Raw genomic sequence first — 20,022 nt, forward strand, 5'->3', positions numbered from 1 at the left:
GCGAGCCCGACTAGCGTCGGGGCGTGACCACCGACTCCCGCCCTGCCGATTCGCGCCCCGCCGATTCGCGCCCCGCCGATTCGCGCCCCGCCGATTCGCGCCCCGCCGATTCGCGCCCCGCCGACTCCCGCCTCACCGCCTGGACGCCCGCCGACGCCGCTGCCTGGATCGCCGTCCCGGCGGTCGACGACGACAAGTACAGCCGCGGCGTGCTCGGCGTCGTGACCGGCTCGACCGCGTACCCGGGGGCCGCGGTCCTCGGCGTGGAGGCCGCGCTGCACACCGGCGTCGGCATGCTCCGCTATCTCGGCCCGTCGCGCGCCTCGGACTTCGTGCTGCACCGACGGCCGGAGGCCGTGACGAGCCCCGGCCGGGTGCAGGCGTGGCTGCTCGGCTCGGGGGTGGACCCTGACCACCTCGACGACGAGACCGCGGAGGGGTTCGAGACGGCCGCCTCCTCGGGGCTGCCCCTCGTCCTCGACGCGGGTGCGCTCTCGCTGCGCGAGCGGGCGACGGGGCCGGTCGTGCTGACGCCGCACTTCCGCGAGCTGGCGCGGGCCTCGGGTCGGTCGGTCGACGAGGTCGCCGCCGACCCGGCCGAGGCCGCGGTGCGGGCGGCGGGGGAGTGGGGGTGCACGGTGCTCGTCAAGGGCCACCGCACGCACGTCGCCTCGCCCGGCGGCACCCGGCTCGTGGCCGAGAGCGCGCCGACCTGGCTCGCGACGGCCGGTGCGGGCGACGCGCTGGGCGGCGTGCTGGGCGCGCTCGTCGCCACCCACGCGGACGAGGCGCTCGCACGGGAGGACGCCCTGGCCCGCCTCGCGGCCACCGCCGCGGTCGTCCACGGCCTGGCCGCCGAGCGTGCGAGCGCCGGAGGGCCACTCACCGTGCTGGGCCTCGTCGACGCGCTGCCGGCGACGATCGCCGCCCTGCTGCGCGTCGGAGCAGGAGGGGCAGAGTCGCGTGGAGCCTATTCCGTCACGTGACGGATCACGGGACGGGCCGACGCTCCGTCACGTGACGGATCGGGGGACAGGTTGGCGCTCCGTCACGTGACGGATCAGCCTCAGGGAGAACACACCACACCTCCTCGCCGGTGGGAGGCGGCTGGACGACGTGCCCCCGCCGGGAGGGCGGCCCCGCCGGGAGGGCGGCCCCCGCCGAGAGGGCGGCCCCTAGGAGGCGGGGGTCGCCGAGACGAGGAACTCCACCGTGCCCGAGTCCTCGACCTGGACGAAGCCGAAGCTCGGCGCCTCGACTCCGTAGTCGCTGAAGGTCACCGGCACCGAGCCGCTGATCTGCACCCCGTCGCCCGAGAGCGCGGCCTGCAGCGAGACGGTGACGCTCTGCGTGACGCCGTGCATTGTCAGGTCGCCCGTCGCCTCGACGGTCTCGACGTCGCCGTCGGCGGGGACGCCGGCGTCGATGGGCTGGGTCAGCACGAAGGTCGCGGTCGGGTAGGTCGAGGCCTCCATGGCGTCGTCGCGGAAGTAGCCGTCGCGGTTGCCGCTGTCCGTGGCGATGCTCGCCACGTCGACGTCGATCGTGGCGGCCGTGACCGAGTCGCCCTCGACCGTCACGGTGCCGGTGACCTGGTCGGTCGTGCCGACGACGGTGACGTCGGTGCCGTTCAGCACCTCGTCGACGCGGTAGCCCGCGGTGCTGCCGTCGCCGACGGTCCAGGCGCCGCTGAGGTCGCTCGTGTCGATCGTCGTCGCGCCGGGCGTGACGGAGACGGTGGGGGCGGCCTCGGGCTCGCCGACGATCACGTCGCGGTAGAAGGCGGGGCCGGCGACCGCGGCGGTGACACCGAGGCCCACCACCACGACCGCTGCGACTCCGAGGACGATTCCGGTCTTCTTCTTCATGGTGTGTCTCCTGGGGTCGGCTCGGGTGCTGCTCGGGCTGGTCGGCACGGAGGAGGCGCCTGCCCAGGATGATGACGCGTCACCCTAGGACGGCGCTGGGAAGGTGCAGGCGCGGCAACCGCCCCTCGACCAGGGCAGATGCGAGCATCGTTCATCTCGATTCGGTAACGACGCCTCCTCGCCCTGGCGCGCGCCTCCTCTCGGCTATATGTTCCGAGAGCCAACAAATAGCCGACGCACCCTCGTCGGCCTCGAGCACTACAGCGAAGTACAGCTCGATCTGGACCGGTTCGACGACGAACCACGGCCACGACGCTCCCCACGCACCCGGAGGGAGCCGCGACCCGTCGCCCGGGCAGATCCCATCGGAAGGATCCGCACCATGACCACAGCACGCACGCTCTCCGTGGCGGCCCTGACGCTCGGCCTCGTGGCCGGCCTCGCGGCCTGCGCACCCGCCGGCTCCTCGGGCGGCTCCTCCGGCGGCGGGGACGACGCCGCCGGCACCGACTGCAACGTCGGCATCAGCATGCCGACGCGCAGCCTCGAGCGCTGGATCAACGACGGCGAGGGCCTCAAGGAGAAGCTCGAGGGCGACGACTGCACCGTCGACCTGCAATACGCCGACAACAAGACCGACCAGCAGATCAGCCAGATCCAGAACCAGGTCGCGGGAGGCGCGAAGATCCTCGTCGTCGCCGCGATCGACGGGCAGACCCTCGGCCCCGTGCTCGAGGACGCGGCCTCGCAGGACGTCACCGTCATCGCCTACGACCGCCTCATCAACGGCACCGAGGCGGTCGACTACTACGCGACGTTCGACAACTACAAGGTCGGCCAGCTGCAGGGCCAGTACATCGAGGAGCAGCTCGGCCTCGCCGACGGCGAGAAGGGCCCGTTCACGATGGAGCCCTTCGCGGGCAGCCCCGACGACAACAACGCCGGCTTCTTCTTCGCCGGCGCGTGGGACGTCCTGCAGCCCTACGTCGAGAGCGGCGTGCTGACCGTGCCGAGCGGCAAGGCACCGGCCGACGACGACGGCTGGAAGGCCATCGGCATCCTCGGCTGGGGCTCGGACGACGCCCAGGCCGAGATGGACAACCGCCTCCAGTCGTTCTACACGGGCGGCGACAAGGTCGACGTCGTTCTCTCGCCGAACGACAGCCTCGCGCTCGGCATCGAGGCCAGCCTCGACGCGGCCGGCTACCAGGCCGGCACGGACTGGCCGATCATCACCGGCCAGGACGCCGACGTCGCGAACGTCAAGGCGGTCCTCGCCGACCAGCAGTCGATGACGGTCTGGAAGGACACGCGTGAGCTCGGCACCCAGGTGCAGGCGATGATCGCCTCCATCGTCGCGGGCGAGGAGCCCGAGACGAACGACACCGAGACGTACGACAACGGCGTCAAGGTCGTGCCGGCGTACCTGCTCGACCCGGTGGTCGTGACGAAGGACGACGTGCAGTCCGTCCTCGTCGAGTCCGGCTTCGTCGACGCCGGCGACGTGGGTCTCTGACCCCACCACCCGGCAGCCGGCGGCGGTCCCCACGGGGCCGCCGCCGGCTCCGTCACCCCTGAACGGAACGAGGACCACATGGACGACGTCATCCTCCAGATGACCGACATCGTCAAGGAGTTCAGCGGCGTCCGCGCGCTCGACGGAGTCTCCGTCAGCGTGCGGCGCGGCGAGGTGCACGCGATCTGCGGCGAGAACGGCGCGGGCAAGTCGACGCTGATGAAGGTGCTGTCGGGCGTGTACCCGCACGGCAGCTTCGGCGGCGTGATCGAGCTCGACGGCCGGCCCGTCCGCTATTCGTCGATCAACGACAGCGAGCGCGACGGCGTGGTGATCATCCACCAGGAGCTCGCGCTCAGCCCGTTCCTCTCGATCGCCGAGAACATCTTCCTCGGCAACGAGGTGCAGCGCGGCGGCGTCATCGACTGGAACCGCACCAACCTGGAGGCGGCGGCCCTGCTCCAGAGGGTCGGCCTCGCCGAGAGCCCGGTCACCAAGGTGCTCGAGCTCGGCGTCGGCAAGCAGCAGCTCGTCGAGATCGCGAAGGCGCTCTCGAAGGAGGTGAAGCTGCTGATCCTGGACGAGCCGACGGCGGCGCTCAACGACGACGACTCGGCGCACCTGCTGGGCCTGATCGACCAGCTGCGCGACCAGGGCATCACGGCGATCATCATCAGCCACAAGCTCGGCGAGATCCGGGCGATCGCCGACACCGTCACGGTCATCCGAGACGGGAAGACGATCGAGGCGTTCGCGGTCGAGGACACCCCGGAGATCGAGACGCGCATCATCCGCGCCATGGTCGGTCGCCCGCTCGACAGCCAGTTCCCGCCGCGGGTGCCCGACATCGGCGCCGAGAAGCTGCGCGTCGAGAACTGGACCGTGCACCACCCGGTCGACGCCGACCGCGTGGTCGTCGACGACGCCTCCTTCACGGTGCGGGCCGGCGAGATCGTCGGCTTCGCGGGCCTGATGGGGGCAGGGCGCACCGAGCTCGCGATGAGCCTGTTCGGGCGCTCGTACGGCAGCGACATCTCGGGCCGCGTCTACAAGGACGGAGTCGAGATCCAGACGCGCACCGTCGGCGAGGCGATCAAGAACGGGATCGCCTACGTCACCGAGGACAGGAAGCGCTACGGCCTGAACCTGATCGGCAGCATCACGGTCAACGTCTCCGCGGCCGCGCTCGGCAAGCTCGCCCGGCTCGGCGTCATCGACCGCAACCGCGAGTACGCCGTGGCGGACGACTACCGCCGACAGATGAACATCAAGACCCCGTCGGTCTCGTCGGTCGTGGGCAACCTCTCCGGCGGCAACCAGCAGAAGGTCGTCCTGAGCAAGTGGATCTACTCGGGCCCCGACGTGCTCATCCTCGACGAGCCCACCCGGGGCATCGACGTCGGGGCGAAGTACGAGATCTACGGGATCATCGCCGAGATGGCCGCCCAGGGGAAGGCGGTCATCGTCATCTCGAGCGAGCTCCCCGAGCTGATCGGCCTGTCGGACCGCATCTACACCATCGCGGAGGGGCGGCTCACGGCCGAGCTCTCGCGCGCCGACGCCAGCCAGGAAGAGCTGATGCGCCACATGACCGCGACCAGGAACCTAGGAGCAGAAGCCTCGTGACCACCACCGCACCTCCTCGTCCGTCCGCACCGCCTCCTGCGTCCGGGCCGATGCCGGGCTCCAAGCGGCGCCTGCGCATCGACATGCGGCAGTACGGCATCCTCGCCGCGCTGCTCGTCATCGTGCTGCTGTTCCAGGTGCTGACCGAGGGCCGACTGCTCTACCCCGGCAACGTCAGCAACCTGATCCAGCAGAACGCCTACGTGCTGATCCTCGCGATCGGCATGGTGATCGTGATCATCGCCGGGCACATCGACCTCTCGGTCGGCTCGGTCGTCGCCACGGTGGGCGCCGTCGCCGCGCTGGCCATGAACGACTGGGGGCTTCCCTGGGGCGTGGCCGTCGCGCTGTCGCTGCTCGTCGGCGCGCTGATCGGGGCGTGGCAGGGCTTCTGGATCGCCTTCGTCGGCATCCCGGCGTTCATCGTCACGCTCGCCGGCATGCTGGTGTTCCGCGGCGTGGCCCTCGTGCTGCTCACCGGCGGCACCATCAGCGGCCTTCCCCGCGCCTTCAACTCGATCGGCTCGGGAACGCTGCCGACGACCGGCCAGCCCGACCTCTTCACGCTCGGCATCGGCCTGCTCGCCTCGGCGGGCCTCGTCGCCCAGCAGCTGCGCGCCCGGGCGAACCTGCGGCGCCTCGAGCTGCCCCGCGAGCGGGCGGTCTCGTTCGTGCTGAAGATCGCCATCGCCGTCGCCGCGATCATGTACCTCTGCTACCTGCTGGCCTACAACCGCGGGACGCCGATCATCCTGATCATCCTGGCGACGCTCGTGCTGCTGTACTCGTTCCTGCTCACGCGCACCGTCTTCGGCCGACACGTCTACGCCATGGGCGGCAACCTCTACGCGGCGATGATGTCGGGCGTGAAGACGAAGTGGGTCACCTTCGGCATCTTCGTCAACATGGGCCTGCTCGCCGGGCTCGCCGGCGTCGTCAGCACGGCCCGCGCCGGCAGTGCGGTCGCCTCGGCGGGCCAGAGCTTCGAGCTCGACGCGATCGCGGCCGTGTTCATCGGCGGCGCCGCCGTGCAGGGCGGCATCGGCACCGTCGTCGGGGCCGTGATCGGCGGCCTCGTGATGGGCGTGCTCAACCAGGGCCTGTCGATCCTCTCGGTCGACGCCGCGTGGCAGCAGGTCATCAAGGGGCTCGTGCTGTTGCTCGCCGTCGCGTTCGACGTGTACAGCAAGCGCCGGCGCCACTGAGGTCGGACGGGGGGCGCCGGCGGTCTCGACAGGGTCGCCGGCGCCTCAGCCCGAGACGCGGGCGAGGAACTCCCTCGCCCGCTCGGTGCGCGGCGACCCGAAGAGCTGGGCCGGCGGGCCCTGCTCGGCGATGCGGCCGGCGTCGAGGAACACCACCCGATCCGCGACGTCGCGGGCGAACGCCATCTCGTGGGTCGCCATCAGGATGGTGGTCCCCACCTCCTTGAGCGTGCGGACGAGGTCGAGCACCTCGCCCACGAGCTCGGGGTCGAGGGCGCTCGTCACCTCGTCGAGCAGCAGCACGGCGGGCCTCGGGGCGAGGGCCCGCGCGATCGCGACGCGCTGCTGCTGGCCGCCCGACAGGCGGTCGGGGTAGGCCCGGGCCTTGTCGCCGAGCCCGACGCGCTCGAGCAGCTCGAGGGCCCGCGCCTCGGCCTCGGCCCGGGGGCGCCGCAGCACGTGGCGGCTGGCCAGCGAGACGTTGTCGAGGACCGTGAGGTGCGGGAACAGGTTGTAGTGCTGGAACACGACGCCGATGCGGGCCCGGACGGCGTCGACCCGCACCCGCGGATCGGTGATGTCCTCGCCGCCGAGCACGATGCGCCCGTCGTCGACCTGCTCGAGCAGGTTCACCGTGCGCAGCAGCGTCGACTTGCCCGACCCGCTCGCGCCGATCAGGGCGACGACCTCGTCGCGGGCCACGTCGAGGTCGATGCCGTCGAGCACGGTGGTGCCGCCGAACGACTTGCGCACGCCCTCGAGGCGCAGGACGACCTCGGCGGACTGCGCCGCGCCTCCTGCGGTCGGGTCGGCCCCCGGCTCGCCGTGGCCGTGCCCGTGCCCGTGCCCGCGTGCCTGACCGTGGCCGTCGCTCTGCTCGTTCACACGACGCTCCCGGCTTGTTCACGACGACGGAGGCGGGCCGACAGCCAGTCGGTCAGCCAGACCGTCGGCAGGGCCAGCAGCACGAAGAGCAGCCCGGCGAGCACGTAGGGCGTGAAGTTCGCGGCCGTCGCGGTCTCGATCTGGGCGGCGCGCACGGCGTCGACGGCGCCGAGAACGGAGATGAGCCCCACGTCCTTCTGCATCGAGACGACGTCGTTCATCAGGGCCGGCGTGACCTTGCGGATCGCCTGGGGGAACACGACCAGCCGCAGCGTCGCGGCGTGGCTGAGGCCGAGCGAGCGGGCGGCCAGCCGTTGGGACGGGTGCACGGCGTCGAGCCCGGCGCGGATGACCTCGCTGACGTAGGCCGAGTAGGTGAGCACGAGCGCGACCGTGCCCCAGACCTCCGCGGGCAGGCGGGGGATGCCGAGGCCGAGCCCGGGCACCCCGAAGCCGACGAGGTAGAGCACGATGATCAGCGGCAGGCCGCGGAACAGGTCCGTGTAGCCGCGCACCAGGGCGCGCACCGGGAAGAAGACGGGGCCGCGCAGCGTGCGGAGGGCCGAGAGCAGGGTCGCGAGCACGGCGACGCCGACCAGCGCCACGACGAGCACCCGCACGTTCAGCCAGAGTCCCTCGAGCACCCGCGGCCAGGCGGCGACGAGGGTGGGGCCGTCGAAGAAGCTGAAGCGCACCCTGTCCCAGCCGGGCGTGCTCGTGACGGCCCACCAGGCCAGGGCCGCGAAGGCGATCGTGCTGACGGCGGCGATCGCGACCGAGCGCCCCGACTGCCGACGCCGGAAAGCGCGCCGGCCGAGCTCGAGGTCGCTGACGGGGTGGGCGTCGACCGCGAGCGCGGTGCGGGCTACGACAGCTCCGTCACGTCGTAGTCGGCCAGCCACTCCTGCTGCAGCTGGTCGAGGGTGCCGTCGGCGCGCAGGGCGTCGACCGCGTCGGTGACGTCGCCGGTGAGCGCGCTGCCGAGCGGGAGGACGATGCCGAGCTCGTCGCTCGCGCCGTCCTCGGCGGCGAGCTGGCCGAGCACGACGCCGCCCTCGACGAAGTAGGTGGCGGTCGGCACGTCGAGCACGATCGCGTCGACCTGGCCGGCCTCGAGCGCCGCCTTGGCGTCGTCGTTGGAGTTGTACGCCTGGACGCCCCCCTCGGGGTCGATGACCTTCTCCGCCGCGGTGAAGCTGGTCGTGCCGCTCTGGGCGCCGATGGCGAGGCCCTGCAGGTCGGTGACGCTCGTCGCGCCCTCGGCCGCGCTGCCGGGCAGGGTGACGACGGCCTGGCGCGTCTCGTAGTACGGCGACGAGAAGTCGACGGCCTTCGCGCGCTGCTCGGTGATCGAGAACTGCTGCAGGTTCAGGTCGAACGTCTTGGGGCCGGGCGCGATCGCCTCGTCGAAGGTCGAGCGCACCCAGACGACGTCGTCCTCGGCGTAGCCGAGCTGGTCGGCCACGGCGTACGCGAGCGCGGCCTCGAAGCCCTGGCCGGTGGTCGGGTCGTCGTCCTCGACCCACGGGCTGTAGGCCGGCTCGCCGGTCGCGACGGTCAGCTTGCCCTCGGTGACGAGGCCGTCGCCGGACCCGCCGGAGCCGGACGTGGGGGCGCAGGCCGACAGGGAGGCGACGGCGGCGACGACGGAGACGGCGGCGGCCGCGAGACGGGGACGGGTGCGGGGCATGAGGGGCAGGATATCCGTCCGCGGTCCCGCGCGGCGGCACCGAGGCCTCGTGTGACGCCGGACGGCTAGCCTTGCCCGCATGACCGTCGCCGCACCTCCTCGTGCACCCGGCGCGGACGGCGCCTCCCGCCGCCTGCCCGCACGCGTCGCGGCCCACCCGGCCGTGCTCTGGTCGGCGTTCGTGATCGTCCACCTCGTCGTCGGCCACGCGGCGCTCACCGGGCCGAACCAGCCGATGGGCGACGTGTGGAGCGTCTACCGCACCTGGATGCAGCAGGGCGTGGGAGGCGGCGACTGGGTGGGCGTGGACCGGCCGTGGGTCTACCCGCTGCTCGCCGCCGTGCCCATGCTGCTCGCCCGCGTCGGCGGCGACGCCCACTACGGCCAGGCCTGGCTGACGATCGTGCTGCTCCTGGACGCCGGCGCGTTCGCGGTGCTGACCGGCGGGCTGCGCGGGCGGCGGCACGTCGCACCGGCCTGGTGGTGGCTGCTGTTCCTGCTCGCGCTCGGGCCGATCGCCGTCGGGCGCATCGATGCGGTCACCGTGCCGTTCGCGATCGTCGGGCTGCTGCTGCTCTCGTCGCGGCCGACGGCCGCGTCCGTGCTGCTGACGGTCGCCGCGTGGATCAAGGTGTGGCCGGCCGCCCTCGTCGTCGCCGCCGTCGTGGCCCTGCGCGGCCGGGCCCGGCGCGACGTGGTCGTGGGCGCCGTCGCGACGACCGTCACCGTGGTCGCGATCTCGCTCGTGCTCGGCAGCGGGGCCACCGTGCTCGGCTTCGTGGGGGAGCAGGCCGGTCGCGGGCTGCAGGTCGAGTCGCCCACCGCCACCGCCTGGCTGTGGCGGGCCGCCGCCGGGATCCCGGGGGCGTTCGTCTACTACGACCACCAGATCCTCACGTACCAGGTCGAGGGCGACGGGGTGGGCACCGCGGCTCGCCTCACGACCGTGCTCATGGGGCTCGTCGTGCTGCTCGTGCTGCTGCTGGGGCTGCGCGCCGTGCGGAGGGGCGCGTCGGCCGTGAACCTGCTCGCGCCCCTGTCGCTGGCCTTCGTCACGGCCCTCATCGTCACGAACAAGGTCGGCTCGCCGCAGTTCGTCTCCTGGCTCGCGCCGCCGGTGGTGCTCTGGCTCGTGCTGGCGCGGCGCGGGGGCGCGGCGGCGGCGGGTGGGTCTGCTGCGGCCGGGCCTGCCCGTGCCGTGCCTGCCGCGGCGGTGCCGGCGGTGCTGGCCGTGGGGATCGCCGCGCTCACGCAGGTGATCTACCCGTGGGAGTACCAGGCCCTGCTCGGCGTCGAGCCGTGGATGCTCGTGCTCATCACCGTGCGGAACCTCGGCGAGGTGGCGCTGCTCGTCGTCGCGCTCGTGCAGCTGTGGCGCGTCGGGTCGTCGGCGCGGGCCGGGTCGTCTGGGCGGGCAGGGGATCCAGCTGAGGCAGCCAGAACGCTGCAGAACCCGACAGATCAGGCCGGGCGTGCCACGCCGCACCCGGATATCCACGTATAGGAGGCTCGCCGGTCGGCATTTCCGAGCTGCCGCCGCAAAGCGAGACGGATCCGCTCTCGCGAGTCACGTGGAGCAGGCAGAACTGGCCTCGGACGCCTGCATCCCTCTCAAATTACGGGTGTCCAGGGCGCAGGGTGCCGTCCCGGCCCTGACGGTGCGAGGATGACCGCATGATCGTCGCCTTCTCCGTGTCTCCCAGCGGCGGCTCGTCCGCCGGGTCCCTCGACCCCGAGGCGCACGGCGACTCGGTGCACGAGGCGGTGGCCGCGGCCGTCGCGGTCGTGCGCGCGTCCGGGCTGCCGAACCGCACCTCCTCGATGTTCACCGAGATCGAGGGGGAGTGGGACGAGGTCATGGACGTCGTCAAGCGAGCGACGGAGGCGGTCGGCCGCTACGGCACGCGCGTCTCGTTGGTGCTGAAGGCCGACATCCGCCCGGGCCGCACCGGCGAGCTCGACGGCAAGGTCGAGCGGCTCGAGCAGGCGCTGGGTCAGCACGCCTCGTGACGCTCGTCCCACCGGGGGTCGTGCTCCTCGTCGTGGGCCTGCTCGCCTACAGCGGCGTCTGGCGGAGCTGGTCGACGCACACGTTCCTGCACTGGCCGTTCGGCGTCGCGTGGGCGGGTCTCGGGATCATCGTGGCGGGGAGCGGCGGCATGATCGGCGTCGCGGGGAACGAGTCGGTCGGGGGAGTCCTCCAGCTCGTCGGGATGGGCGTGGGCCTCTTCGGCGTCGTCGGGGCCTTCATGCTGCCCCCGTTCCTCCTCCCGGCTTGGTATCGCCGAGCGATGGCGGCCGCGCGCCGGTGAGGGTCGGCCCGTGAGGGGGAGACCTGCTGGTGCGCGCGGTCGGGAGCAGACCCTCGGCCAGGGCCTGTCCTGGGCGGACAGCTCCTCGGGCGGACGACGAGACCCCCTGCCCTCGAGGAGGACAGGGGGTCGCGAGCGGCTCGACAGGCGTGCCACCGGGCGCGGGTCGCGTCAGCCGGTGAAGGAGGCGGTGGCCCGGACGGGCGTCGCGACCGGGGCGACGGCCGAGGGCGCAGCACCCGCGGCGGGAGCTGCCGGAGCAGGGGCCGCAGGGTCGGCCGTGACGACGAGGGCCGCCTGCAGGCGGAGCGCCGAGGTCGTGCCGAGGAGCGTCAGCGTGTAGTCGCCTCCCGCGGCGTCGGCGGGGACGACGAGGGTCCCGGTGACGGCGCCGTCAGCGTCGGCGACGAACGTGGTGTCGAGCGCGTTCCCGGTGCGGCCGGTGCCGTAGCCCGTCGAGACGGTCTCACCGGGCAGGAAGCCGGTGGCGGAGACGGCGACGCCCGTGGTGCGGAGGGCCGCGGCGGGGACGGTGCCGGGGGCGACCGTGAAGGTCGGGGTGGGCGTGAAGCGCGTGGTGACGCCGTCGACCGTGATGCTGGACACGGTCGCGGGGGTGCGCTCCGGGTAGCTGAGGAGGAACCCGTAGGCGCTGACGGTCGCGTCCGTGCCGGCGTAGTCCTCCTCGATCTGGTCGGCGGTCATCGCGCCGCCGTCCGAGGTGCCGAGACCGTAGGTGGCGTCTGCCTCCAGCCCCGTCGTGCCCGTGGCCGTGCTGAAGCGCAGGTCCGGGCCGTCGGTCTGGATGACGAAGCCGAACTTCGCCGTGCCGGTCGAGACGAAGTCGGCCTCGGCGATGAGCTCCGCGAGCGATGCGACGGGCACCGAGGCGCGGGTGCCGGTGAGCAGGTACGCACCGGTCGTGCCGTCGGTCGAGAGGCCGTCGGGGCCGAACGTGAAGGCGTCCTCCTTCGTGGTGGACTCGATGTCGGCCACCCACGTGCCCGCGGCCACCTGGCCGCCGAAGTCGTAGTCCTGGATCTGAGCGACGTCGTTGACGTACTGCGTGGTCGCGTCGGCGTCGGCGTCGGCGCCGGCGGCGGAGGCAGCGCCGGACGAGAGGAGGAGGGAGCTGCCGGCGGCGAGGGTCGCGACGGCGAGGGCGAGGGGCTTCGTGATCTTCACGGGGTCCGTTCGGGGGAGGAGTGGTCGGGGGTCTCGTCCTCCCGCGCCGCGGATCGGCACCGAGGTGGACGACCAGACACTAGGGCAGGGGAGCGGCCCGGCGGGCCGAGACGGAGACGTCGTGTCCGAATCGATACCGACGGGTACGCGATCGCTCGTCCGGCACCTCGCGGAAGAGGCGGGGCAGGTCGCGCCTGCTGCCCGTAGACTCGTCGCTCGGGTCCGTCCGGGGTCATCGAATCGATGCGATCGCGTGCGCGGGCCCGCAGCGCACGAGCTCGACGGCGAGCACCCTGCCCCACCGCATCCGCACCTCGCCCCTCGACCTGGAGGCAGCCGCCCGTGATCGTCCTCACCACCCGTCGCAAGACCCTCGCCCTGATCGCCCTCGCGCTCGGCGGGTTCGGCATCGGCTCGACCGAGTTCGTGGCCATGGGCCTGCTGCCGAACATCGCGCAGGACCTGCTGCCCGGCCTCTACGCGCGGTCGTCCGACGAGGGCATCGCCCAGGCGGGCTGGCTCGTCAGCGCCTACGCGCTCGGCGTCGTCGTCGGCGCCCCGACCATCGCGGCGATGTCGTCGCACCTGCCGAAGAAGAAGCTGCTGATGGGGCTCCTCGCCCTGTTCGTGGTCGGCACGGTGCTGTCGGCGGTGCTGCCGACGTTCGGCTGGGTGCTCGGGGCGCGCTTCTTCGCGGGCCTGCCCCACGGCGCCTACTTCGGCATCGCCTCCATCGTCGCGGCCACCATCATGGGCCCCGGCAACCGGGGCAAGGGCGTCGCCCTCGTGCTCAGCGGCCTGACGATCGCGAACGTCATCGGCGTCCCGTCCATCACGGCCCTCGGCCAGGCTCAGGGCTGGCGCGCCGCCTACCTCGCCGTCGCCGCGATCTTCGCGCTCACCTTCGTCGCCGTCGCGCTCGCCGTGCCGCGGATGGAGGGCGACTCGTCCGCCTCGATGCGCCGGGAGCTGAGCGCCTTCAAGAAGCCCCAGGTGTGGCTCGTCATGGGCATCGGCGCCATCGGCTTCGGCGGGTTCTTCGCCGTCTACAGCTACATCGCCAACGCGGTGACCGAGGGCGCGGGCGTCGACGAGAGCGTCGTGCCGTGGGTGCTCGTCGGGGTCGGCGTGGGCATGACCATCGGCAACGTGATCGGCGGCTGGGCCAGCGACAAGAACCTCAAGGCCGCGCTCACGGTCGGGTTCGTCGGGCTGATCACCGCACTCGTCGCGTACGCGCTGTCGGTCGACGGCATCGTGGGCATCTTCGTGACCACGTTCTTCCTCGGGCTCGTCAGCTCGATGATCGGGCCGTCGGTCCAGTCGCGCCTGATGGAGGTGGCCGGCGAGAGCCAGGTGATCGGCGCCGCGCTGAACCACTCGTCGATGAACCTCGGCAACAGCGCGGGCGCCTACCTCGGCGGGGCCGTCATCGCGGCGGGCTTCGGCTTCGCCGCCCCGGGCTGGGTCGGCGTGGCGCTGGCGCTCGTCGGCGTCGTGCTCACCGTGATCAGCTTCCGGCTGCAGAGGTCGGGCGACGCGCGTCAGGCCGCGCTCTGCGCCGCCGCCAGCGAGGCCGACCACAAGGAGGACACCGACACCGGGTCCGTCTTCGTGGTGCAGGGGCGCTAGCGGCCGACGACGACGGCCCGGCACCCTCGAGGGGGCCGGGCCGTCGTCACGTCGTGGCTAGAAGCTGGTCTGCGCCGGCATGTCGGTCTGCAGCAGGATGCCGTCCGTGATGGCTCGCTTCCGCAGGGCCACCTTGGTGCCGACGTCGTAGCCGGCCACGCGGTACTTCTCGCGGATGCGCTTGAGGTAGCTCTTCGCCGTCTCCTCGCTGATGCCGAGCTGGTAGGCGACGGCCTTGACCGGCTCGCCGCCGCCGTAGAGGGCCATGACGCGGCGCTCCTGCGCGCTGAGCTTCGGCACCCCGCCGATCTCGGCGGCGTTGAGCGCGAGGTCGAGCTCGGCCGAGATGTACGACTCGCCCTTGGCGGCGGCCCGGATCGCCTCGACGATCATCTCGGCGTCCTCGCTCTTGACGAGGTAGCCGAGCGCCCCGGCGGCGAGGGCCTCGCGGACGACGTTGGGCTCGGAGTAGGTGCTCATCAGCACGGTCTTCACGCCGGTCGTCTTCAGGGTGTTGATCTTGAGCGAGATCGGGATGTTGTCCTTGAGGTCGAGGTCGAGCAGCACGACGTCGACGGGGAACTCAGGGTGGGTGAGCAGCTCGGGCCAGGACGCGACGGCGGCGACCATGGAGATGTCGCTGGCCGCGCCCCGGATCCACTCGCTCAGGGCACCGAGGAGCATCTTGTGGTCGTCGACCAGGGCCAGACGGATGCGGTCGTCGGGAGTCGTCACGGGGCGGTCCTTCTTTCTGAGGAGGTGGTGTCCATGCTAGACGGACTGGTCGAGCTGCAGACAGCCCTGTCGCGTGCGGTCACGACTCGGCGGGGTTGTCGACGATGCAGTGGATGCGCAGCCGGAGGCTGGACTCGTGCGTCGAGGCCGAGTACTCGCCGACGCGCTCGAGGGCGCTCCACGTGGCGGGGGTGACCCGGTTGCGCCGGATGCCGGTGGTCGACACGACGATCGGGACCTCGACGCTGCGGCCGGCCAGGGAGGCGATGGACTGCGTGACGGCGGCCACGGGGCCGAGGGTCAGCGTGATCGCGGCGCTCGGCGCCCTGGTCTTGGAGTCGCCGAGGAGGAGCCACACGGCCTGCAGGAGCCCGTCGCGCTGCGGCGGCGCGAGCAGCCCGGCGAGCGACGACGGGTCGACGAGCGTCACCGAGCGCCCGAGGTACTCGGACTCGGTGACGGCGTGGTGCAGCCAGGTCTCGCGGCGGCCCTCGATGAGGTGCAGCCGCAGCTCGGTCGCGAGCGACGCGGCCTGCGAGGCAACCTTGGGTGCGAGGGGGAGCGGCACGTCGCCGCCGGCGACGCCGTCGAGCAGCTTCTCGGCGGCGAGGTCGAGGCGGGCGAGCTCGTCGCTCGCGAGCATCCCCACCGCGAAGCGGGGCTGCGAGACGTTGCTCTGGACGAGCACGCGGTCGAGCTCGACCTGCACCATCCGTCGGAACCGCTGCACCACCGAGACGGCGACGGCGCCCGGCAGCACGGCGAGCGCGACGATCGAGATCTGCTGGGGCACGGAGTCGGGGGTGAGGGGGGTCGACGCCACGACCATCGCGACGAAGCCGACCAGGAGGACGGCGACGGCGACGACGATCTCGCGGGCCGGTCTCAGCGTCACGACCGGCAGCAGGCCGAACCCGACGGCAACGCTGGCCGTCGCGTAGGCGCCGACGTCGTGCAGCGGCCAGATCGCGATGAAGTCGAGGGCGACGACGAGGACCATGATCCCGCCGATGACGGCGAAGACCCCGCCGGTGAGGCGCTCGCCCCGGATCGTGACGAGGGCGGCCGTGCCGACGAAGGCGGCGATGTAGAGCAGCCAGGCCACGAGCGCCGGCGCGACCATCGGGTAGTCGCTCAGGTGGTTGAGGAAGAAGACGAGGCCGTAGACGGCCTGCACGGCGGCGACCACGGCGGCGCCGAGCCCCAGGTAGCCGGTGCCGAGGGTCGCGCCGGCCGCTCGGGCCTGGCGCAGCGACCGTGCGCCGGTCGACCCGATCGGCAGGCCGCGGGCGGCCCGGCGACCGCGCTGCACCCCGAGGGTGTTCTCGTCGATGCTCATCGTGGCGCCTCCAGGACGACGGTGGTGCCGGAGCCCGGCGACGAGAAGAGCCGCGCGCTGCCGCCCACCTCGCGCAGGCGGCCGACGACGGACTCCTTGAAGCCGAGGCGCTCCTCGCTCACGCCGTTCAGCTCGAAGCCGACGCCGGCGTCGGTCACCATCGCGCGGACCATGGAGTCGTCGTGGATGATCGTCACGTGCGCCTCGGTGACGCCGGCGTGGCGCCGCACGTTCTCGAGGCACTCGGCGAGGGCGAGCAGGAACGCGTCGAGCACGTGCGTCGGCAGCAGCACCTGGCCGGTGCCGTGCCAGCTGACCTCGAGGCCCATTCGGCCGAAGCGCTGCTTGACCGACTCGAGCGTCTGCCCGAGGGGCGACTCCTCGACGGTCTCGAGGGTGTACTCGCCCGACGCCTGCGGCTGGGGCGTCCCGCCGAGGCGGAGGTGACGCAGCAGGCGCGCGTCCTCCGCCGCCTGCGCCTGGAGCGCCTCCGGGGTGACGCCCACGCCCGAGTGGGCGAGCAGCGTCAGGGTCGCGAGGACGGTGTCGTGCAGGAGGCGCGCGCCCTGCCGGCGCTGCGCCTCCGTCTCGCTCGCCTGGCGCTCCGCACGGTGCGCGTTGCCGATGCTGTAGATGCGACGGGCGGCGAGGGGGACGGCGCGGCCGAGCCAGACGCCGACCACGAAGACGAGGACCCAGCCGAGCACGACGGCCGCGACGGGGAAGGTGAGGACGGAGCCCGTGGCGAGCGAGACGCACGCGACGGAGACGGCGAACGCGACGACGGCGGTGACGACGCGGATGCGACTCGTGGACAGGACGAACGCGAACGACGCGTTGGCGCCTCCTGCGAGGGGGATGACCGCCGTCGCGACGGCGGCGTCGGCGGGTGCCCCGAACGGGAGCAGGGCCACGACCGTGGCGGCGAGGCCGGCGGCCATGCCGCCGAGCACGGCCCAGCGCGAGCCCGACCGGCCGACGACGACCAGGGCCGCGACGAGAGCGGCCACGAGCACGGCCACGAGGGCGAGGTGAGCCGGCTCGGTCACGCCCGGGAAGGCCAGGGCCACGAGCGACACCCCGGCGCAGGCGATGCCCAGGGTGCGCGTGGTGGAGCTCAGGAGCCGATCGCGTTCCTGGGCGAATATGTCCATGGTGATCCAACGGGTACGGACGACGTGATGCGTGTCTGTCGGGTGACAGCGACCCCTCATGTTTCCACATGTGCAGGCCCTGTGAGGCCCACGGGCGTGCGCGACGCGCCGAGGCCGCGCGGATCGCTCGTGTCGCGGGCAGGCGCGGAACGGGGGACGTGTCGGCCGTTCGGGGGACCCGTCAGGGGACGCCTCGACCGTGCGGGGAGCCGGGTCAGCTGGCCAGCAGGCGCCGGAGGTGGTGGCCGACCGCGTCGTCCTCGATGAGGAAGCCGTCGTGCCCGTACTCGCTGGTGATCACGACGGCCTCGCCGCCGTCGAGGCCGTTCGGCAGGTGCCGGGCGATCGCCTGCTGGTCACGGGCGGGGAAGAGCCGGTCGCTGTCGACCCCGAGCACGAGCGTGCGCGCCGTGACCCGCGCGAGCGCCTCCTCGACGCCGCCTCGGTCTCGGCCGACGTCGTGCGAGTTCATCGCCCCCAGCAGGGCGACGTAGCTGCCCGCGTCGAAGCGGCGCGTGAACTTCGCGCCGTGGAAGTCGAGCCAGCTCTCGACCTGGAACCGGCCGGGGCCGCCCAGGGGCGAGATGTCGCTCTGCCAGGCGCGCCCGAAGCGGGCCGCGAGCTCCTCCGGCGACCGGTAGTTGAGCAGGGCCATGCGGCGGGCGAGGGCCAGGCCGCGCCAGGGACCCTCGCCGTCGACGGCGTCGTAGAAGTCGCCGCCCGCGAAGGCCGCGTCCATCCGGATCGCCTCGGTCTGGACCGTGTTGAGGGCGATCTGGTCGGCGCTCGCCAGGGGCGGGGCCGCCAGCACGGCGAGCCGCTCGACCCGGTCGGGGTACGTCACGCCCCACTCGAGGGCGTGCATGCCGCCCATCGAGCCGCCGACGACGGCGGCCCACCGCTCGATGCCGAGCTCGTCCGAGAAGGCCGCCTGGGCGGCGACCTGGTCGCGGATCGTCAGGTGCGGGAAGCGCGAGCCCCACTCGACGGCGTCGGGGCCGAACGACGAGGGGCCGGTGCTGCCCTGGCAGCCGCCGAGCATGTTGGGGGCGACGACGAACCAGCGGTCGGTGTCGACGGCGAGGCCCGGGCCGACGACGCCGCCCCACCACCCCGCGGTCCGGTGGCCGGGGCCGGCCCGGCCGACGACGTGGCTGTCGCCCGTCAGTGCGTGCAGCAGCAGCACGGCGTTGTCGCGCGCGGGGGAGAGCTCGCCCCAGGTCTCGTAGGCGATGCGCACGCGGTCGAGGGCCGTGCCGCTCTCGAGGTCGAGCCGGTCGAGTGCCGTGAACGAGCGGTCTCCCGGGTCGTCCCCGTCGCGCCACGCGCCGGTGACGGGCGGGCGGGCCAGCATTGCGAGGCGGGTGCGCTCGCTGACGACGCTCGACGGGACGGTGTCCTCGGGGGTGCTCTGCCAGTCCATGTGCTGCCATCCTGCTCGACCCGAGGAGGCGCGGCCTGATTGTTACGTCCGCCGCGCCTCCCCGGTGCGACCTCAGGAGGTGCGCAGCGCCTCCTGCGTGACGGCGCGGGCGGCCGCGAAGCCGGCCTCGAGGTCGGCCTTCAGGTCGTCCACGTTCTCGAGGCCGACCGAGAGCCGGACGAGCCCGGGGGTCACGCCCGTCGTGAGCTGCTGCTCGGGGGTCAGCTGCGAGTGCGTCGTCGAGGCAGGGTGGATGACGAGGCTCCGCACGTCGCCGATGTTCGCGAGGTGGCTGAAGAGGCGCAGCCCGTCGACGAGGGCCCGGCCGGCGTCCACGCCGCCCTTGAGCTCGAACGACAGCACGGCGCCGACCCCTCGCGGCGCGTACTTGTTGGCGGCGGCGTACCAGGGGCTTGTCGGCAGCCCGGCGTACCAGACCGCGGCGACGTCGTCCCGGGCGTCGAGCCACTCGGCGATCTCCTGGGCGTTCTGGACGTGGCGCTCGATGCGGAGGCTCAGCGTCTCGATGCCCTGGATCAGCGAGAAGGCGCTGTCGGCGCTGTTCGAGGCGCCCAGGTCGCGGAGCAGCTGGACGCGGGCCTTGATGACGTAGGCGAGGGCGTCGCCCACCGCCTGCGTGTAGACGGCGCCGTGGTACGACGGGTCGGGCTGGGTGAGCCCGGGGAAGCGCTCGGCGTTCGCGCTCCACGGGAACCGCCCGCCGTCGACGATGAAGCCGCCGATCACGGTTCCGTGCCCGCCGAGGAACTTCGTGGCCGAGTGCACCACGACGTCGGCCCCGTGCTCGATCGGACGGATCAGGTACGGGGTCGCGATGGTGTTGTCGACGATCAGGGGCACGCCCTCGGCGTGCGCGACGCCCGCGACCTTCTCGATGTCGAGGACGTTGATCTTCGGGTTGCCGATCGTCTCGGCGAAGAAGAGCTTCGTGTTCGGGCGGACGGCTCGGCGCCACTCGTCGGCGTCGTCCTGGTCCTCGACGAAGGTGGTCTCGATGCCGAGCTTGGCGAGCGTGTAGCGGAACAGGTTGTACGTGCCGCCGTAGATCGACGACGACGAGACGATGTGGTCGCCTGCCTCGGCGAGGTTGAGCACCGCGAAGGTCGACGCTGCCTGGCCGGACGCCACGAGCAGCGCGCCGACGCCGCCCTCGAGCGCCGCGATGCGCTGCTCGACGACGTCGTGGGTGGGGTTCATGATGCGCGAGTAGATGTTGCCGTTCTCGGCGAGGGCGAAGAGGTCCTGCGCGTGCTGCGAGTCGCGGAACACGTACGAGGTCGTCTTGTAGATCGGCGTCGCCCTGGCGTGGGTCGTCGGGTCGGGTCGTGCCCCGGCGTGGATCTGCTGGGTCTCGAACTTCCAGTCGGGCGTCTCTGCGCTCACGGTGTGCTCCTCGTCCGGGTCGGGGGTGGTGCGGGTGCGAGCCACGGT

Annotated in this window: 18 protein-coding genes; 8 read left to right on the forward strand and 10 right to left on the reverse strand. The window is 72.6% G+C overall.

The annotated features are described in order from the left end of the window. Positions 1–23: 23 nt before the first annotated feature. The gene (locus ACZZ97_RS04570) at positions 24–986 is read left to right on the forward strand and encodes an ADP-dependent NAD(P)H-hydrate dehydratase (protein WP_463472405.1); all 963 of its coding nucleotides are present in this window, start codon (positions 24–26) and stop codon (positions 984–986) included. Positions 987–1,175: 189 nt separating this feature from the next. Here the strand turns inward: ACZZ97_RS04570 and ACZZ97_RS04575 are convergent, their stop codons facing one another. Then, positions 1,176–1,868, reverse strand: coding sequence for a YceI family protein (locus ACZZ97_RS04575; protein ID WP_192041950.1), 693 nt, complete (start codon positions 1,866–1,868; stop codon positions 1,176–1,178). A gap of 382 nt (positions 1,869–2,250) precedes the next feature. Between ACZZ97_RS04575 and chvE the strand changes: the two genes are divergently transcribed. The 3 genes from chvE to mmsB all read left to right on the forward strand — a co-directional run bounded on the left by chvE (position 2,251) and on the right by mmsB (position 6,215). Then, entirely contained in the window at positions 2,251–3,384 is a 1,134-nt protein-coding gene (chvE, locus tag ACZZ97_RS04580; RefSeq protein WP_314100917.1) for a multiple monosaccharide ABC transporter substrate-binding protein, read from the forward strand. A 78-nt stretch (positions 3,385–3,462) separates the two neighbouring features. Continuing rightward, positions 3,463–5,010 carry a multiple monosaccharide ABC transporter ATP-binding protein gene (gene mmsA, locus ACZZ97_RS04585; RefSeq protein ID WP_209560566.1) on the forward strand — a complete coding sequence of 516 codons (1,548 nt, stop codon included), beginning with the start codon at positions 3,463–3,465 and terminating at the stop codon, positions 5,008–5,010. 50 nt (positions 5,011–5,060) lie between these two features. Next, entirely contained in the window at positions 5,061–6,215 is a 1,155-nt protein-coding gene (mmsB, locus tag ACZZ97_RS04590) for a multiple monosaccharide ABC transporter permease (protein ID WP_463473759.1), read from the forward strand. 45 nt (positions 6,216–6,260) lie between these two features. Here the strand turns inward: mmsB and ACZZ97_RS04595 are convergent, their stop codons facing one another. From ACZZ97_RS04595 to ACZZ97_RS04605, 3 genes are all read right to left on the reverse strand, one after another. Then, on the reverse strand, positions 6,261–6,983 hold the full coding sequence (locus tag ACZZ97_RS04595; RefSeq protein WP_463473760.1) for an amino acid ABC transporter ATP-binding protein: 723 nt from the start codon (positions 6,981–6,983) through the stop codon (positions 6,261–6,263). A gap of 113 nt (positions 6,984–7,096) precedes the next feature. Then, the gene (locus tag ACZZ97_RS04600; RefSeq protein WP_314100920.1) at positions 7,097–8,002 is read right to left on the reverse strand and encodes an amino acid ABC transporter permease; all 906 of its coding nucleotides are present in this window, start codon (positions 8,000–8,002) and stop codon (positions 7,097–7,099) included. Beyond that, positions 7,966–8,790, reverse strand: a complete 825-nt coding sequence (locus tag ACZZ97_RS04605; RefSeq protein ID WP_463472406.1) for an ABC transporter substrate-binding protein — start codon at positions 8,788–8,790, stop codon at positions 7,966–7,968. Before ACZZ97_RS04605 ends, ACZZ97_RS04600 begins: the two co-directional genes overlap by 37 nt. Positions 8,791–8,869: 79 nt before the next feature. Between ACZZ97_RS04605 and ACZZ97_RS04610 the strand changes: the two genes are divergently transcribed. The 3 genes from ACZZ97_RS04610 (at position 8,870) to ACZZ97_RS04620 (ending at position 11,102) form a co-directional block, all read left to right on the forward strand. Next, the gene (locus ACZZ97_RS04610) at positions 8,870–10,294 is read left to right on the forward strand and encodes a glycosyltransferase 87 family protein (protein WP_463472407.1); all 1,425 of its coding nucleotides are present in this window, start codon (positions 8,870–8,872) and stop codon (positions 10,292–10,294) included. A gap of 170 nt (positions 10,295–10,464) precedes the next feature. Then, positions 10,465–10,800: a thiamine-binding protein gene (locus tag ACZZ97_RS04615; protein WP_463472408.1), complete on the forward strand. Its 336-nt coding sequence runs from the start codon at positions 10,465–10,467 to the stop codon at positions 10,798–10,800. Next, positions 10,797–11,102 (forward strand): hypothetical protein, encoded by a 306-nt coding sequence (locus ACZZ97_RS04620; protein WP_314100927.1) that lies wholly within the window; start codon positions 10,797–10,799, stop codon positions 11,100–11,102. The genes ACZZ97_RS04615 and ACZZ97_RS04620 overlap by 4 nt, the downstream gene beginning before the upstream one ends. A 171-nt stretch (positions 11,103–11,273) precedes the next feature. Here the strand turns inward: ACZZ97_RS04620 and ACZZ97_RS04625 are convergent, their stop codons facing one another. Next, the gene (locus ACZZ97_RS04625) at positions 11,274–12,287 is read right to left on the reverse strand and encodes a hypothetical protein (protein ID WP_463472409.1); all 1,014 of its coding nucleotides are present in this window, start codon (positions 12,285–12,287) and stop codon (positions 11,274–11,276) included. A gap of 342 nt (positions 12,288–12,629) precedes the next feature. On the opposite strand from ACZZ97_RS04625, the gene ACZZ97_RS04630 reads away from it, so the two are divergent. Further along, the gene (locus ACZZ97_RS04630) at positions 12,630–13,919 is read left to right on the forward strand and encodes an MFS transporter (protein ID WP_463472410.1); all 1,290 of its coding nucleotides are present in this window, start codon (positions 12,630–12,632) and stop codon (positions 13,917–13,919) included. Positions 13,920–13,976: 57 nt separating this feature from the next. On the opposite strand, the gene ACZZ97_RS04635 is transcribed toward ACZZ97_RS04630, so the two are convergent. The 5 genes from ACZZ97_RS04635 to ACZZ97_RS04655 all read right to left on the reverse strand — a co-directional run bounded on the left by ACZZ97_RS04635 (position 13,977) and on the right by ACZZ97_RS04655 (position 19,974). After that, positions 13,977–14,654, reverse strand: a complete 678-nt coding sequence (locus ACZZ97_RS04635; protein WP_123546384.1) for a response regulator transcription factor — start codon at positions 14,652–14,654, stop codon at positions 13,977–13,979. Between the two features lie 79 nt (positions 14,655–14,733). Continuing rightward, positions 14,734–15,993, reverse strand: coding sequence for a hypothetical protein (locus ACZZ97_RS04640; protein ID WP_463472411.1), 1,260 nt, complete (start codon positions 15,991–15,993; stop codon positions 14,734–14,736). After that, positions 15,990–17,147 (reverse strand): sensor histidine kinase, encoded by a 1,158-nt coding sequence (locus tag ACZZ97_RS04645; RefSeq protein ID WP_123546382.1) that lies wholly within the window; start codon positions 17,145–17,147, stop codon positions 15,990–15,992. The genes ACZZ97_RS04640 and ACZZ97_RS04645 overlap by 4 nt, the downstream gene beginning before the upstream one ends. A 214-nt stretch (positions 17,148–17,361) precedes the next feature. Next, positions 17,362–18,570 (reverse strand): homoserine O-acetyltransferase MetX, encoded by a 1,209-nt coding sequence (gene metX, locus ACZZ97_RS04650; RefSeq protein WP_314100936.1) that lies wholly within the window; start codon positions 18,568–18,570, stop codon positions 17,362–17,364. A 72-nt stretch (positions 18,571–18,642) separates the two neighbouring features. After that, positions 18,643–19,974 (reverse strand): bifunctional o-acetylhomoserine/o-acetylserine sulfhydrylase, encoded by a 1,332-nt coding sequence (locus ACZZ97_RS04655; protein ID WP_463472412.1) that lies wholly within the window; start codon positions 19,972–19,974, stop codon positions 18,643–18,645. Positions 19,975–20,022 lie beyond the last annotated feature (48 nt).

The organism is Frigoribacterium sp. AC512 (assembly GCF_979258295.1).

Coding starts and splice junctions, on each gene's coding strand:
- ACZZ97_RS04640 (WP_463472411.1), bottom strand. CDS start 15,993: ATGAGCATCGACGAGAACACCCTCGGGGTGCAGCGCGGTCGCCGGGCC.
- ACZZ97_RS04610 (WP_463472407.1), top strand. CDS start 8,870: ATGACCGTCGCCGCACCTCCTCGTGCACCCGGCGCGGACGGCGCCTCC.
- metX (WP_314100936.1), bottom strand. CDS start 18,570: ATGGACTGGCAGAGCACCCCCGAGGACACCGTCCCGTCGAGCGTCGTC.
- chvE (WP_314100917.1), top strand. CDS start 2,251: ATGACCACAGCACGCACGCTCTCCGTGGCGGCCCTGACGCTCGGCCTC.
- ACZZ97_RS04605 (WP_463472406.1), bottom strand. CDS start 8,790: ATGCCCCGCACCCGTCCCCGTCTCGCGGCCGCCGCCGTCTCCGTCGTC.
- ACZZ97_RS04615 (WP_463472408.1), top strand. CDS start 10,465: ATGATCGTCGCCTTCTCCGTGTCTCCCAGCGGCGGCTCGTCCGCCGGG.
- ACZZ97_RS04575 (WP_192041950.1), bottom strand. CDS start 1,868: ATGAAGAAGAAGACCGGAATCGTCCTCGGAGTCGCAGCGGTCGTGGTG.
- ACZZ97_RS04645 (WP_123546382.1), bottom strand. CDS start 17,147: ATGGACATATTCGCCCAGGAACGCGATCGGCTCCTGAGCTCCACCACG.
- mmsB (WP_463473759.1), top strand. CDS start 5,061: ATGCCGGGCTCCAAGCGGCGCCTGCGCATCGACATGCGGCAGTACGGC.
- mmsA (WP_209560566.1), top strand. CDS start 3,463: ATGGACGACGTCATCCTCCAGATGACCGACATCGTCAAGGAGTTCAGC.